At 38.3% G+C, this 14,394-nt stretch carries 10 protein-coding genes; 8 read left to right on the top strand and 2 right to left on the bottom strand.

The window, feature by feature from the left end; all coding sequences use genetic code 11:
* Nucleotides 1-397, bottom strand: a 397-nt coding sequence (locus tag ACEN3Z_RS10070) for an IS3 family transposase (RefSeq protein WP_407090751.1), incomplete at its 3' end; no start/stop codon positions are given.
* 91 nt (nucleotides 398-488) lie between these two features.
* On the bottom strand, nucleotides 489-824 hold the full coding sequence (locus ACEN3Z_RS10065) for an HTH domain-containing protein (RefSeq protein ID WP_407090750.1): 336 nt from the start codon (nucleotides 822-824) through the stop codon (nucleotides 489-491).
* Nucleotides 825-1,258: 434 nt separating this feature from the next.
* On the opposite strand from ACEN3Z_RS10065, the gene rpoN reads away from it, so the two are divergent.
* From rpoN to ACEN3Z_RS10025, 8 genes are all read left to right on the top strand, one after another.
* Complete coding sequence (rpoN, locus tag ACEN3Z_RS10060; protein ID WP_407090749.1) at nucleotides 1,259-2,647, top strand: RNA polymerase factor sigma-54; 1,389 nt, start codon at nucleotides 1,259-1,261, stop codon at nucleotides 2,645-2,647.
* Between the two features lie 93 nt (nucleotides 2,648-2,740).
* Nucleotides 2,741-4,543: a sigma-54-dependent Fis family transcriptional regulator gene (locus ACEN3Z_RS10055; RefSeq protein ID WP_407090748.1), complete on the top strand. Its 1,803-nt coding sequence runs from the start codon at nucleotides 2,741-2,743 to the stop codon at nucleotides 4,541-4,543.
* Between the two features lie 234 nt (nucleotides 4,544-4,777).
* Nucleotides 4,778-7,375, top strand: coding sequence for an ATP-dependent Clp protease ATP-binding subunit (locus ACEN3Z_RS10050; protein WP_407090747.1), 2,598 nt, complete (start codon nucleotides 4,778-4,780; stop codon nucleotides 7,373-7,375).
* Nucleotides 7,376-7,410: 35 nt separating this feature from the next.
* Nucleotides 7,411-8,754, top strand: a complete 1,344-nt coding sequence (gene lpdA, locus ACEN3Z_RS10045; RefSeq protein WP_407090746.1) for a dihydrolipoyl dehydrogenase — start codon at nucleotides 7,411-7,413, stop codon at nucleotides 8,752-8,754.
* 13 nt (nucleotides 8,755-8,767) lie between these two features.
* A complete protein-coding gene (locus tag ACEN3Z_RS10040; protein ID WP_407090745.1) occupies nucleotides 8,768-9,838 on the top strand; it encodes a thiamine pyrophosphate-dependent dehydrogenase E1 component subunit alpha in 1,071 nt (356 codons plus the stop codon).
* A 26-nt stretch (nucleotides 9,839-9,864) separates the two neighbouring features.
* Nucleotides 9,865-10,902 carry an alpha-ketoacid dehydrogenase subunit beta gene (locus tag ACEN3Z_RS10035; RefSeq protein ID WP_407090744.1) on the top strand — a complete coding sequence of 346 codons (1,038 nt, stop codon included), beginning with the start codon at nucleotides 9,865-9,867 and terminating at the stop codon, nucleotides 10,900-10,902.
* Between the two features lie 13 nt (nucleotides 10,903-10,915).
* Complete coding sequence (locus ACEN3Z_RS10030) at nucleotides 10,916-12,145, top strand: dihydrolipoamide acetyltransferase family protein (RefSeq protein WP_407090743.1); 1,230 nt, start codon at nucleotides 10,916-10,918, stop codon at nucleotides 12,143-12,145.
* A gap of 498 nt (nucleotides 12,146-12,643) precedes the next feature.
* Nucleotides 12,644-14,017: an NAD-dependent succinate-semialdehyde dehydrogenase gene (locus ACEN3Z_RS10025; protein WP_407090742.1), complete on the top strand. Its 1,374-nt coding sequence runs from the start codon at nucleotides 12,644-12,646 to the stop codon at nucleotides 14,015-14,017.
* The last annotated feature ends 377 nt before the right edge of the window (nucleotides 14,018-14,394 follow it).

Below are 14,394 nucleotides of genomic sequence, written 5' to 3'. Positions count from 1 at the left end.
CATACGGCAAATAAGTAATATCCGTCAACAGCACGGAACGCGGTCCGTAAGCTCTAAACTCACGTTTAACATAGTTGGGTTTGACATGTTCAGCCTGATACTCCGCAGATACTTGGCGTTGAAAACGGGGCTTTCGAATCGGACACACCAAATTGAATTTCTTCATCAATCGACGAATCTTACTGCGACACATCGGTGTGCGATTGTGAGCTAAATACATCAATATTTGGCGTTGTCCTTTGGGCTTTTGCCGGTAATTAAATGCCTCCAGGACTAACGAAAAATCCCTTTGATCTTCACGTTCTCGCTTTTCAATATTTACCTGAGTCATCTTCTTCCATCGATAGTAGCCGCTTTTTGATACACCACACTGCTGACAAAGCGCTTCGATAGTCATAGTATTCTCCGGCGCTTCGTAGGTTTCTTGAATCACTTTAAAGTAGAATCGCTTGACTTCTCTTTCGGATACATCCCCAAGTCGATAAGTCTCATTTTTTTAAGAATTTGTTCTCAAATTTGAGCCTTTCAATTTCTTTTTTTAAGTCCACGTATGAGGGGGATAGCGCAATCATGTCACCATCTTCGTTTAGTTTTGGTTGATAGTGCTTCATTTTCTGTGTAAAAACTCGAATCGCATTATCACCAACGATCAGCGGTTCAATCCCTAGCGATCTAAAAATCTCCTTCGGTTGATGACCTTGCTTCGTCAATAGATAAAACTCCTGTTTAAATACATCTCCATAAAGCACTGACCTCTCGCTAACACTATCAATATACGGTGAAGTACTTAAAATTTGAACTTTTTCTGGACTATAATTTCCCATGTTGATTCACCTTTCTATTTTTATTCATTCCACTAAAAATATCTACTCATGACGGATTGTCTACAAAATAATTAGCTTTCTACGACTCTGTCTACGATTATTATGACAGAAATAACCTGAGTCCACGAATAAAACGGGCATGTCTCTGATTGTCCACGTTCATAGGACCATTATAGTTGGGATGCGTGAGTCTATATTCAACTAAGCGGAGCGTGGCAGCTCTTCGCGATGGACTGAATCCACTAAACCAGAGCGTGGCGACACCTTACGACGCACCGTTTTTATTGATTCGGAGCTTGGCATCACCTCTCACAACGCTCCCATCTACCACTTTAAATCTTAACCAAATAACATTATTAGCGTTATCTATTACGACTAATGAGTAATGATACAGATATGGTATAATAAAGTATCAAGTATGGGGGAATGAGAATATGAAACGGGAAAGAGGTACATCATTAAATACTGAATTAATGCAAAAGCAACGTCAACAAATGAGTTTTGACCAGTTACAAGCGTTAAGAATCCTTCAAACAGCTCGTGAAGATTTAAGTCAATTATTGATGGATATATCACAAGAGAATCCCTTCATGGTTGTTGAAGATACACGAGATATGTTAGAGATTAATTCGTTAGGATTCGATAATATTCTGATTGAAGATGGTGTTAGTCAGTATGATTCATATGGTAACATGGTTAACTCATCAGATAGGCAAGATAATCACCAAGCAATGATAAATCAACTAGAGGATCAGAGACAACAATCCTTTCGAACTAATTTAATAGACCAAATCATGTGTTATCGCAAGACCCGTTTGCGAGATCTGATGATTAGGCTAGTGGATGAATTCGATGAACATGGCTTTCTTAGCAAGTCAGACGAAGCGTTACAATTGATTCTAGAGTGTGATACGATTGAGTTACTCGATGCGATCACTTTACTTCAACAATTAGAACCCGTTGGTGTTGGTGCGCGTGATTTGAGGGAATTATGGATGCTTCAAACTGAACACGACCCATCAGCTCCAGAGATAGCTTACGTTGTTTTAGAAATATACTTTAATGAGTTAGTCAATCGTGAATACCAAACGATATCTAATCATTTAAATGTTTCTATTGAGGATATATTAGAGACAGTCGCTTATTATCAAACCTTAGCGATAACGCCTGCGGTTTACTTTTATAGTGAGGAAACACAATATATTGAACCAGATGTATTTATTCAACAGAAAGAAGAGGGATACGAAGTATCTTATAATTTTCAAAACTTACCGAAATTAAGTTTTAATGATACATATTATCAAGAAATGAAAGCCATTGATGATACTGATTTGAAAGAATTTATCAAGGACAAGCGACAGCAAGTGAGAGCTGTCTCGTATAGTTTGAAACGTAGAGAAGTGACACTCGTTCAAGTTACACAAGCAATTATTGAAGCACAAGCGCTTTTTTTCAATTCAAAAGGGCATCAAGTGTCTCCATTAACGATTAAACAAATAGCTGAAAGATGTGACCTTAGTCCTTCCACAGTAAGTCGTACTATTCAAGGTAAGTATTTTTATACTGATTTTGGTACATTTGAATTGCGAAAACTCTTTACAACATCATCAGTTCAGTCAGAATCAGGTGAAGAGTTAAGTCAACAATTTATATTAAAAGAAATTCAAAAGTTAATTAATCAAGAAGACAAGCAACATCCCTTATCAGATCAGAAACTAGCGGATATTCTTCATGAGAGAGGTTACGCGATCTCACGTCGTACGGTTAATAAATATCGCAAGGAATTAGGCATCTTATCCACAACAAAAAGAAGGATTAAGTAATGGAAAAGAGTTATGAATATTTTTTATAATTTAAAGAAAGCGCTTTACTTACTTATGAGAGCAAGTTATAATATAACTGAGGGGTGATGAACGTTGAACGAATTATTGTGGAAAGAGTTTGTCATTAAAAAAGTAATTAATCCTGATGCATTACCGGATAAAATAGCTAATTCATGGGAAGTATGTCGCAAAAAGGATTTAAATCCGTTTCAAATGGTTAGTAATACAGTATTACGTTATGACCAATTATCAATGAAACAGAAGCGTCATAAACTATTAATTGATTTAGTTGAAGAAGAGATTATCAAGATATCTAAAATTTTAAATCAAAGTGAATCATTGTTTATCTTAACCGATGCAGAAGGCTATATTATTTGGAGGCAAGGGAACGCTAGAGCGATTGATCAAGCAAATAATATTGGCTTCTTTGAGGGGAGTCGGTGGAACGAGCTCGATGTGGGAACAAATGCGATATCACTCGCTATATCAAAAAGGATGAGTCAAAAGGTATCTCGTTTTGAGCACTATGCAGTTGCATCGCATGAATGGAGTTGTTTTGCATGTCCCATATTTGATGGGGATCATCTAGTAGGCATATTAGATATTTCCACCTATAAGAATAATCATATTGAACACCAAAGTGTTACACAGTTAATTGCTGAGCGAGTCATGAACCGTTTATTCCAACGTCGAATCAAGCAGCAGCAAGCTTTAATGACTTATGTAGTAGGTACTGATAATCATAGCGTGCTTTGCAATGAGCACAAGCAAGTGGTTTACTTTCCTACTGAAATGGAAAGGTATAAGCAACTATCTCTAGGTATTGATATTGAAGCTTTTTGTCATCAATATGACGGTCTGTATAATGTTGAGTCCCTTTTGTATGATCAGGAGCTGATTGGTTATAAGTATCAATTCTATACCAATAATCATACAGAAAGAAAATATTATCCAGGTGTACTATCAGAGAATAAGGCTTATCAGAATTTTTTAGAGAAAGTTTATAAGGCGGCTGAGGGTACTGTACCCGTTCATATACGAGGTGAATCAGGTTCTGGTAAGGAGATTATTGCCAAAACGATTCACTATAATAGTCCATATAAGGATGGACCATTAATTAGTCTAAATTGTGGTTCAATTAGTGAAAACTTACTAGAAAGTGAGTTGTTTGGGTATGCGGCTGGGGCATTTACCGGAGCGAGCAAGGAAGGCTATAGCGGTAAGATGCAACAAGCAGAAGGAGGCACACTCTTCTTAGACGAAGTGGACAGTATGTCTTTAAAAATGCAAGCCGCATTACTACGTGCGATTGAAGAAAAACAGGTGACACCGATTGGTAGCAATAAATCTTACACGGTTGATTTTCGAATTGTGACAGTAACTAATCAGGATTTGAAAACTGCCGTTTGTGAAGGTCGCTTTAGAGAAGATTTATACTACCGACTCTATGTCATTCCACTTCAAATACCACCTTTACGTCAACGAACAGAAGATTTACTTCCATTAATTGAATCATTCTGCCAGAAGAAAAAGTGGCAAATTACGTGGAAGAGAGAATTATTCGACATAACGAAACACTATCCTTGGTATGGGAATATTCGAGAGTTTAACAATTTTCTTGAACGGTTGTATATGTTCTATCCTATCGAACAACCTAGCTTGCCTGTCATCAAAGAGTTAATTGAAATGACCACCTTTAGTGCTCCACAAGCACCAAGTAACCTTAGGGTGAAAATAGAACAAGAAAAAAATATACAACCTAAAAATGAAGCAGAAAAAATTCTTCAAACACTTGAAGAATATAATTATCATAAGAGTCACGCTGCGAAAGCTTTGAATATGTCACGAACTACCCTCTATCGCAAGATTAAGAAATACCAATTAGATGTAATATAGATAAACTGTTTCACCTTGTTCCACATAGGACACAGGATACACCAATTGAAACAAATTGTTGCACCTTGTTACATAAAGTATTTTATTCAATGAGTCAACGTAGTTTATATCGCCTTTTCAAAAGTTGGCACGGAAATTGCTATATATTAAGTAGAGAGGAAACATCATTAAAGGAGCGATGATAAAGCAAAAATTATACGCAATAATACATTAACGGAAAGGAGTCTGGACTGAATGAATGAATTTACTAATAATGTAATTCAAGCATTTAGCGATGCGCAGACGCTTGCTAAAGAAAGACAACAGATTCAAGTTGATATCCCTCATCTATGGTCAGTCTGGATGCAACCTAAACATTTTGTATTTGATTTCTATGAATCACTAGAGATTGATATTAATGAGATGGTACAACTCATTAATCAGGAATTGGATAAGTTACCTGTGAGTCGAGGGAGTGATAGTCAATTCGCTCAACAGCAGACGCCGAGGTACGATCGTTTAATTGAAAGTGCAAAAGAAGAAGCGAAAGAATTGCGCGATGAAATCTGTAGTTCTGAGCATTTTATTCTGGCACTGATGAATCAAAACTATAATCCAATCACAGCATTCTTATTAAAAAATGATATAGATCGTGATCTTATATTAGAAAAACTGAATCGGGTTCGTAAGGGGAAACGAGCAACTTCTGAGAACCAAGAGATGGTATATCACGCATTGGATCAGTATTCAACAAACTTAAATGAACGGTACCAACAAGGCAAGCTTGATAAGATTATTGGACGGGAGCAAGAAATTGAAGAAATTATTCGTGTCTTGTCAAGAAAAGCAAAAAACAATGCCATTTTAATCGGGCTGCCTGGGGTAGGTAAGACAGCGATTGTCGAAGGACTGGTACAAAAGATTGAGCAAGGACTCGTTCCTGATAACTTGAAGGACAAAGTCGTTTATAACTTAGACATGAGCTCACTTGTTGCAGGTGCTAAATATCGAGGTGAATTTGAAGAACGGTTAAAAGCAGTTCTAAATGATGTCCGAGATTCAAATGATAAAATTATTTTGTTCATTGATGAAATTCATACGATTGTAGGGGCAGGTAAGACCGAAGGTTCGATGGATGCAGGAAATATTCTCAAGCCAATGTTAGCTCGGGGTGAGCTTCGCTGTATAGGAGCAACGACTCAAGATGAATATCGGGAGAATATTGAAAAAGACAAAGCCTTAGAACGGCGTTTCCAACGAATTCATGTTTCAGAGCCAACTCTTGATGAAGCAATCGATATATTATCGGGCGTGAAGGACAGTTATGAAGTATATCATGGAGTTGAGATTACTGAAGATGCCGTCATAGCCGCTGTGAATCTCTCGAATCGTTACATGACCGATCGATTCCTGCCGGATAAGGCCATTGACTTGATGGACGAGGCAAGTGCTGTTCGACATATTCGGATAAAGAGTATGCCGGCACAAATCCAAACATTAAAAGATGAGATCACTCAAGTCAAGATCGAAAAACTAAAACAAGAACAGGGCTTTACAGAAAGCGTTGAAGAAGACTTAAGTCGTAACTTAGATCAATTAAACGCTCGGTTAGATCAGAAAATAAAGCATTGGGAAGTTGAACAAAAGATCATTGAACAGTTACAAGAATTGAATGAAGATAAAATCTATCAATTAAAATTAGCTAAAGAAGCTCAGCTAAAAGGTGAATTAGACGAGTACGTACAGATTACTCAACTACTTCTTCCTAATATTAATAGAAAGATAGAAGCCTTAGAAGAACAACGACTAGCAAATATCGATGAATTATATCTCATTCGACATACAGTGGAAGAGTCAGATATTGCAGAAATTGTTGAGAAACTAACAGGGATTAAAGTTCAAGGGGTTATGGAAAATGAACGGCAACGGCTATTGCAATTAGATCAAATTATTAAGCAACGTGTTGTTGGCCAAGATCAAGCTGTAGACAAGGTGGCTCAAGCTATCATCCGGTCTAGAGCGGGCGTTCAAGATCCAAACCATCCAATCGGCTCATTCTTATTCTTAGGTCCTACCGGCGTAGGAAAGACTCAACTTGCTAAATCACTGGCAGATGTCTTGTTCGGTAGTGAGCTAGAGATGGTTCGCTTGGATATGTCAGAATTTATGGAGAAGCATGCTGTAGCCAAATTAGTGGGACCACCTCCAGGTTATATAGGCTATGAAGAAGGGGGACAGCTAACAGAAGCAGTAAGGCACCGACTCTATTCCGTAGTCTTATTCGATGAAATAGAAAAAGCTCATCCAGATGTGTTCAATATTCTCTTACAAGTTCTAGATGAAGGGCGATTAACGGATTCACAGGGGAGAACGATTGACTTTAAAAATACAATCCTAATTATGACGAGTAATATCGGATCACTGAAGTTGCTCGAAGGGTTAGAGCGAGATAAGGAAATATCCGAAAAAGTTCAAAATGAAGTCAAAGATGAACTGAAACATCATTTCCGACCCGAGTTTCTAAATAGAATTGATAATATATTATTATTTAATCCACTGACCTTGGATGATATGTACAGCATAGTTGACTTAATGATTGCTGATTTAGCTCAGCGTTTACATCGTTATCGGATTGATTTAGTTGTATCTGAAGAAGTGAAAGGCTGGATTGCAGAAAATGGTTATGATCCAACACTTGGTGCGAGGCCTCTTCAACGATTTATCGTTGATCAATTGGAAACGCCTCTAGCCAGGGAATTAATAAAACAAGACATTATCTCAGATACTTGGGCATTCGTAAAGCTTAATAACGGTCAATTAAGGCTTAGTTATTTGGAGAAAGAAAATGAATAGTTTTGAAAGCGTTTTAAAAAAGGAGGCAAAGTAATTTGAAGCATTATGATGTATTGGTCATTGGTGCGGGTCCAGGTGGTTATGTTGCAGCGGAAGAAGCAGCTCGTTTGGGTAAGAGTGTCGCGGTAATTGAGCGCCAAGCTATTGGAGGAACATGCTTGAATGTTGGCTGTATCCCGAGTAAAGCTTATTTAGAGCATGCTCACTGGATTGATTCCATAAGTAAAGCACAACAAAATGGTATGCAGGTGGAGTTGAGTGGCGTGGACTTTACTCAACTATACGAGCGAAAAAATAAAGTCATCGCAAGTTTACAAAAAGGGATTCACTCTACATTTAAATCATTAAATATTGATTTTATTGAAGGGGAGGCAATTTATATCTCAAATAATACATTTGAAGTCAATGGCGAAAAAATCACTTATGAAGATGTGTTGTTAGCAACAGGAAGTCAACCATTTATACCACCGATACCTGGGTTAAGTTCACAACCGTATCTAACGACAGATACCTTCTTCTCAATGGAAGTATTACCAGAGAAGTTAGTGATTATTGGCGGTGGTGTCATTGCAGTTGAATTGGCCTTTGCAATGGAAGCACTGGGTGTTGAGGTGACCATGCTTGAAGTTGCCAAAGACATTCTACTCACAGAAGACAAAGATGCAAGAAAAATCATTAAGCAGAAGTTAAAGAACCGGATGACAGTCGAAACGGAAGTGGTTATTAAAAACGTTACAAATAACACCGTTGAACTGGAAGGTGATAAGCAATATACCTATGATCGATTACTCATCGCAACCGGGCGTAAACCGAATATAGACTTAGCTCAAGCGATGAATCTTGAATTTGATGAGCAAGGTAAGTTTATAGCAGTGGATGAATATTATCAAACATCGAAACCTCATGTCTACGCTGTTGGTGACGTGATTGGTGGCTATACACTAGCTCATTCAGCCAGTACAGAAGGAATTAAAGCTGTTCGGGCGATGAATAAGATGAAAGAACGTCCGCTCCTCAATTGTCACGTTCCTAGATCACTCTTTACACATCCTGAAGTGGCGACCTTCGGTCTTTCTGAAGAAGAAGCTAAAGTGCAAGGTTATGACGTTGTAATATCTCAATTGCCATTCGGCTTTAATGGTCGTGCAATTGCAGTCGATCAGACAGAGGGTTTTATTAAGTTAATAGTCGAACGTAAATTTGGCGAGATTCTTGGAGCAATTATTTGTGGTCCAGAGGCGACAGAAATATTACACCAAGTACTCACACTAGTAGAAGCAGAAGGTACGATCTATGAACTAGCCTCAACGGTTTACTCACATCCAACAGTTTCTGAACTTGTTCAAGATGTTGCTAAAGCGATTGTAAGAGAAATATAAGGAGGAAGAAATAATGGTTAAAGAAAAATCAATTCCACAATTAGAAGGGCGTAGCGAAACGGCATTAAAAGATTTGGTACAACTAGAGATTCGGACATCAACCAAAGCTGCCGCGGAGGCTGTGACTGCAGATAAAGCGAAAGACATGTATCAGACAATGGAAAATATCCGGAATTTTGAAGACAATGTGAGACGATTCTTCGCACAAGGGATAATTCCAGGATTTGTGCACTTATATGCTGGGGAGGAAGCTGTTGCGACGGGTATTTGCGCTCACTTGACAGATGATGATTATATTACTTCTACTCACCGTGGTCATGGTCATTGTATTGCTAAAGGCGGCGAACTCAACGGTATGATGGCAGAAATCTTTGGTAAAGAGACTGGTTTAGGTAAAGGTAAAGGAGGATCAATGCACATTGCCGATGTGGATAAAGGGATTCTAGGTGCTAACGGAATGGTTGGTGCAGGATTCGGTCTGGCAACTGGTGCAGGAATGAAAATCAAATATAAAAAAGAAGACAATGTGGCAGTTTGTTTCTTTGGAGATGGGGCTTCAAACGAAGGGTTATTCCACGAGTGTTTAAACATGGCTTCAATCTGGAATTTACCTATTATCTTTGTTTGTGAGAATAACTTCTTTGCTGAGTCAACACCACAGTGGTATGCATCGGCATCGGATACGATAGCTGAAAGAGCAGCAGCTTATGATATGCCAGGTGTTCGTGTAGATGGTAAGGACTTAATGGCTGTATATGAAGTAGCAGGAGAATATATTGAACGCGCTCGTAAAGGAGAAGGTCCTGCTCTAATTGAATGTGTTACATTCCGTAATTATGGTCACTTTGAAGGTGATGAACAAAATTATAAAAACAAAGAAGATGGCTTTGAAAAACGATTAGCGGACACGGATCCTCTGGATATATTTAGAGATTATGCAGTGGAACATGGACTGCTCACACTGGAAGAACTAGATGACATTCGGTCGCAATCTGAAGCGGACATCGCAGATGCTATTAAGTTTGCAGAGGAGAGTCCACAACCAAGACCTGAATCTTTATATGAAGATGTTTTTGCTGAGTAACCTAAACACAGAAAGGAGACAATACAATGACCAGACAAATTAACTTTATGAATGCAATTAACGAGGCTTTAGACCAAGCAATGGAAAAAGATGAGAATGTTATTCTATTAGGAGAAGATATTCACGGAGGAACCGCAATCCCTCACTTGGAAGAGCAGAATGAAGATGCTTGGGGAGGGGTATTTGGAGTTACGAAAGGTTTAGGACCAAAATATGGCTTAGATCGAGTGATTGATACCCCGCTATCCGAGATGGGATATATGGGTGCAGCTGTTGGAATGGCAGCAACTGGTTTAAGACCTGTTCCAGAATTAATGTTTAATGATTTTATTGGTTTTTCTTTTGACTCATTATTAGGACAAGCTTCAAAAATGCGTTATATGTTTGGAGGCAAAGCAACTGTTCCAATGACTGTTCGGACAAACCATGGTGCCGGAGCTTCAGCCGCAGCACAACACTCTGGGTCTTATTATGGAATGATAGGATCGATTCCAGGTATCAAGTGTGTGGTCCCAGCGACAGCCTATGATGCGAAAGGCTTACTCTTAGCTTCGATTGAAGATAACAATACAGTCGTATTCTTTGAAGATAAAACTCAATATGGACTCAAAGGAGAAGTGCCAGAAGAATATTATACTGTTGAGATTGGAAAAGCAAATGTCGTTCGTGAAGGTGAAGACTTAACGATTGTAACCATTGGAAAGATGTTATATGTGGCTTTAAATGTGGCTGAGACTCTCGAAAAAGATGGAGTATCTGTTGAAGTTATTGATTTACGGACAGTAGCACCTTGGGATCAAGAAACGGTCATTGAATCTGTTAAGAAAACAAATCGTTTAATTGTTATTGATGAAGCAAACCCTCATAACAATACAGCTACAGATATTGCATCGGTTGTAGGACAGAAAGCTTTTGATTATCTTGATGGCCCTATCAAAACCATCTGTGCACCAAATACACCTACACCGTTCGCAACAAATCTAGAAGCACTTTATCTACCAGATGCGGAAAAAGTATTAACAGAAGCAGCTGAATTAATCGATGATCTCAAAGCAAGAGCATAAGGGGGGAGTATAAATGGCAAAAAATATTGTAATGCCTACCTTGGGCTTAACGATGACAGAAGGGACCATTGAAACACTGTATTTCAATGAAGGAGATGCAATAAACACAGGAGATGTGATTGCAGAGATAAGTTCTGAAAAATTATCAAGTCCTGTAGAATCACCCGTCAGTGGTACTATATTGAAAATCAATGTACAAGAAGGGGATGTTCTACCCATTAAAGAAGTTATAGCTATTGTAGGTGAAGAAGGTGAAGAAGTAGCATCAGACGAACAGGATAAGGATGTTCCAGATGTTCCAGAAGAAGCATCTGAAGAAGTTTCAAGTGCTTCAACGAAAGAAGAGACGAGCAGTAAACCACGTAATCAAGGAAGCGATGGTGAGCGAATCTTTGCAACACCTCTTGCTCGTAAGATGGCTGAAGAGAAGGGGATTGATCTCTCGGATGTTAACGGAACGGGTGGCAATCATCGTATTACGCGTCTAGATATTGATAGATATGTACCAAGTGAAAAAGTCGTATCAAGTGTTCAAAGTAAGGATACCGCTACATGGGGTATTGGCTTAAGTGGGATGCGTAAGACGATTGCACAACGAATGATGGAAAGTGTTCAAACAACAGCTCAAGTAACAAACCACAGAAAAGTCGATATAACCAACTTAATGGCTTTCCGCAAAGAGATAAAAGAAAAAGTCTCTCGTCCACTAAATAAAGGTGAATTATCGATTAATACTTTAGTGACAAGAGCGGTGATATTAGCCTTACAAGAAAACAGAGAATTGAATGCTTGGTATCATAATGGAATCCATGAAGTACAAGAAGCTATTCATATTGGTATGGCAACAGACATCGAAGAAGGCCTTGTTGTTCCAGTCATTCGAGAGGCAGATCAAATGACTTTATCTCAACTTGGTTCTACCATCGCAAGCGTTGCTTCACAAGCTCGAAATGGTAGCTTACCAGGAGACTTATATTCAGGATCAACATTCACTATTACGAATCTAGGTAGTGCTAATATTGAGTACTTTACTCCAATCATTAATCTGCCAGAAGTAGCAATACTCGGAGTAGGTACTTTAAGCGATGAACTTGCGTTAGACACTGAAGGAACCGTCACCGTTCATCAAAAATTACCATTAAGCTTAACCTATGATCATCAAATTATTGATGGCGCACCAGCCTCTCGTTTCTTAGAGACAGTATCTGAATACCTTAATGACCCATACAGATTGATGTTATAAAAATAAAAGAGAATAAGCGTAAAGAAAGCAACAGAACTAGCCCAATTTTGTTAGTTCTGTTGCTTTTTGATTGAATGAGGATGTGAGGTATTCAGTGATTTTAATAGCTTTCTCAATGCTTGATAGGGTATCGATATTGAAGAGGTTTGAGTAATTAGGTACGAAACGACTTACTACTTTAGACAGTATGGCCCGTGGTGGCGCTTTACGACGCCCCATCTTCTAATTTACAAATATATATAGGGAGGGAGTTATTTCGGATTGTAACGGAAGTAGTGACATGTGGCAATGGGTGTATTATAACGGATTTTAATTTAGAGATTGATAGCATAAAAAAATATTATTCGTTTTAGAATTATTAATGAAACCTCTTACAATGAATTATATAAATTTATAGGTGATTATAAATTAACATAGTGAGTTAGGAGCCAAATACTAGCAAGCGCTATCATTTGTGTTATAATAAAAATATATATTATTCTAAGGAGGAATTATTTTATGGCATATCAAACAAAGTATCCCTTTACTAACGAGGTTTTGAAGACATACGAAAATATTTCGGATCAAGAGATTGAGAAACATCTAGAGAATGGTCACAGGTTATACAAACAATGGCGCAAAGAGGGGCAATTAGAAGATAGAAAAGCGGTCTTATATAAAGTAGCTGAAATTTTACGTCGTGATATCGACAAATACGCTGAGATTATGACAAAAGATATGGGTAAATTATTCGAAGAAGCTAAGGGTGAAGTCGAATTATCTGCTTCCATCGCAGAATACTATGCTGATAAGGCTGACGAATTCCTGGAACCAATTCCTTTTGAAACAGATACAGGAGACGCTTATGTCGTGCGCCAAGCAACAGGGGTGATTATGGCAGTGGAGCCATGGAACTTCCCTTACTACCAAATTATGCGCGTATTCGCACCAAACTATGTAGCAGGTAACCCAATGGTTCTTAAGCATGCTTCCATCTGTCCAGGATCTGCTCAAGCTTTTGAAGATTTAGTAAAAGAAGCTGGCGGGCAAGAAGGAGCCTACAAGAACTTATTCGCAGATTATGATCAAGTTGCTAAAGTGATTGCTGATCCGCGTGTTTCAGGTGTTTGTTTAACAGGTTCTGAACGTGGGGGAGCAACGATTGCTGAGATTGCTGGGCGTAACTTGAAGAAATCGACCTTAGAACTTGGTGGTAATGATGCATTTATCGTCTTGGATGATGCGAACTTAGATGGCCTAAAAGAATTACTACCAGGCTTACGTTTGAATAATGCCGGGCAAGTGTGTACTTCTTCTAAACGTTTCATCGTGACAGAGAAAAATTACGATGCATTCTTAAAGATATTAGTTGAAAGCTTCAAAGGAGCTAAATGGGGAGATCCAATGGATCCAGAAACAACCTTAGCCCCACTATCATCAGCAAAAGCGAAGGAAGAGGTCTTAGAAAAAATTCAATTAGCAGTTGATAATGGAGCAAAAGTGGTTTATGGTAACGAGCCGATTGACCATCCAGGTAACTTTGTAATGCAAACGATATTGACTGATATTACAAAAGACAACCCAATCTTTAATCAAGAAATCTTTGGTCCCGTGGCTATCGTTCATAAAGTTAAAGATGAAGATGAGGCGGTAGAGTTAGCCAACGATTCTAGTTATGGGCTTGGTGGTTCAGTTTATGGTGAGGATTTAGACCACGCTCGCAAAGTTGCCGAAAAAGTGGAGACAGGGATGTCCTTTATGAACTCTGGTTGGACCTCACTGCCAGAATTGCCATTCGGAGGCGTTAAAAACTCAGGTTATGGTCGTGAATTAAGTGAATTAGGCTTTACTGCTTTCTTAAATGAACATTTAATTTATACACCTAAACAATAAAATACCTTATAATATAATGGATAGGACTTGTAAACCAGGTCCTATCCCTACTTTTAATCAAGTACTATTTAGAGAGACATCAGTAGAATAATAGGCATACCAAATAATTCTTCAAAAGACTACTTTTTGTAGAAATTTGGCACAATTTAATTAATCATATCGTTTCCCATGTCGTACTAAATAGTGAATAGATCTTAGAAATCAGTCCTTACATCCAATCAGAACGACCTTATGCTTTTTAGTGTGAGGTTTTTTTGGCTCTTTGTCAAATAGGGTTGATGACTCATTTTAATCAAGATCAAGCAGCATAAGTTGTTGCTTGATCTTTTTTATTTGTCTGAGGGACATATAATCTCGTCATAAGTAAAATACGGTCT

Origin of the sequence: Ruoffia sp. FAM 26254 (genome assembly GCF_045528545.1) — a bacterium.
In the GTDB taxonomy this organism is placed as follows: domain Bacteria; phylum Bacillota; class Bacilli; order Lactobacillales; family Aerococcaceae; genus Ruoffia; species Ruoffia halotolerans.
The sequence above is the reverse complement of the archived record's forward strand: the minus strand, read 5'-3'. Positions and strand labels throughout refer to the sequence as shown.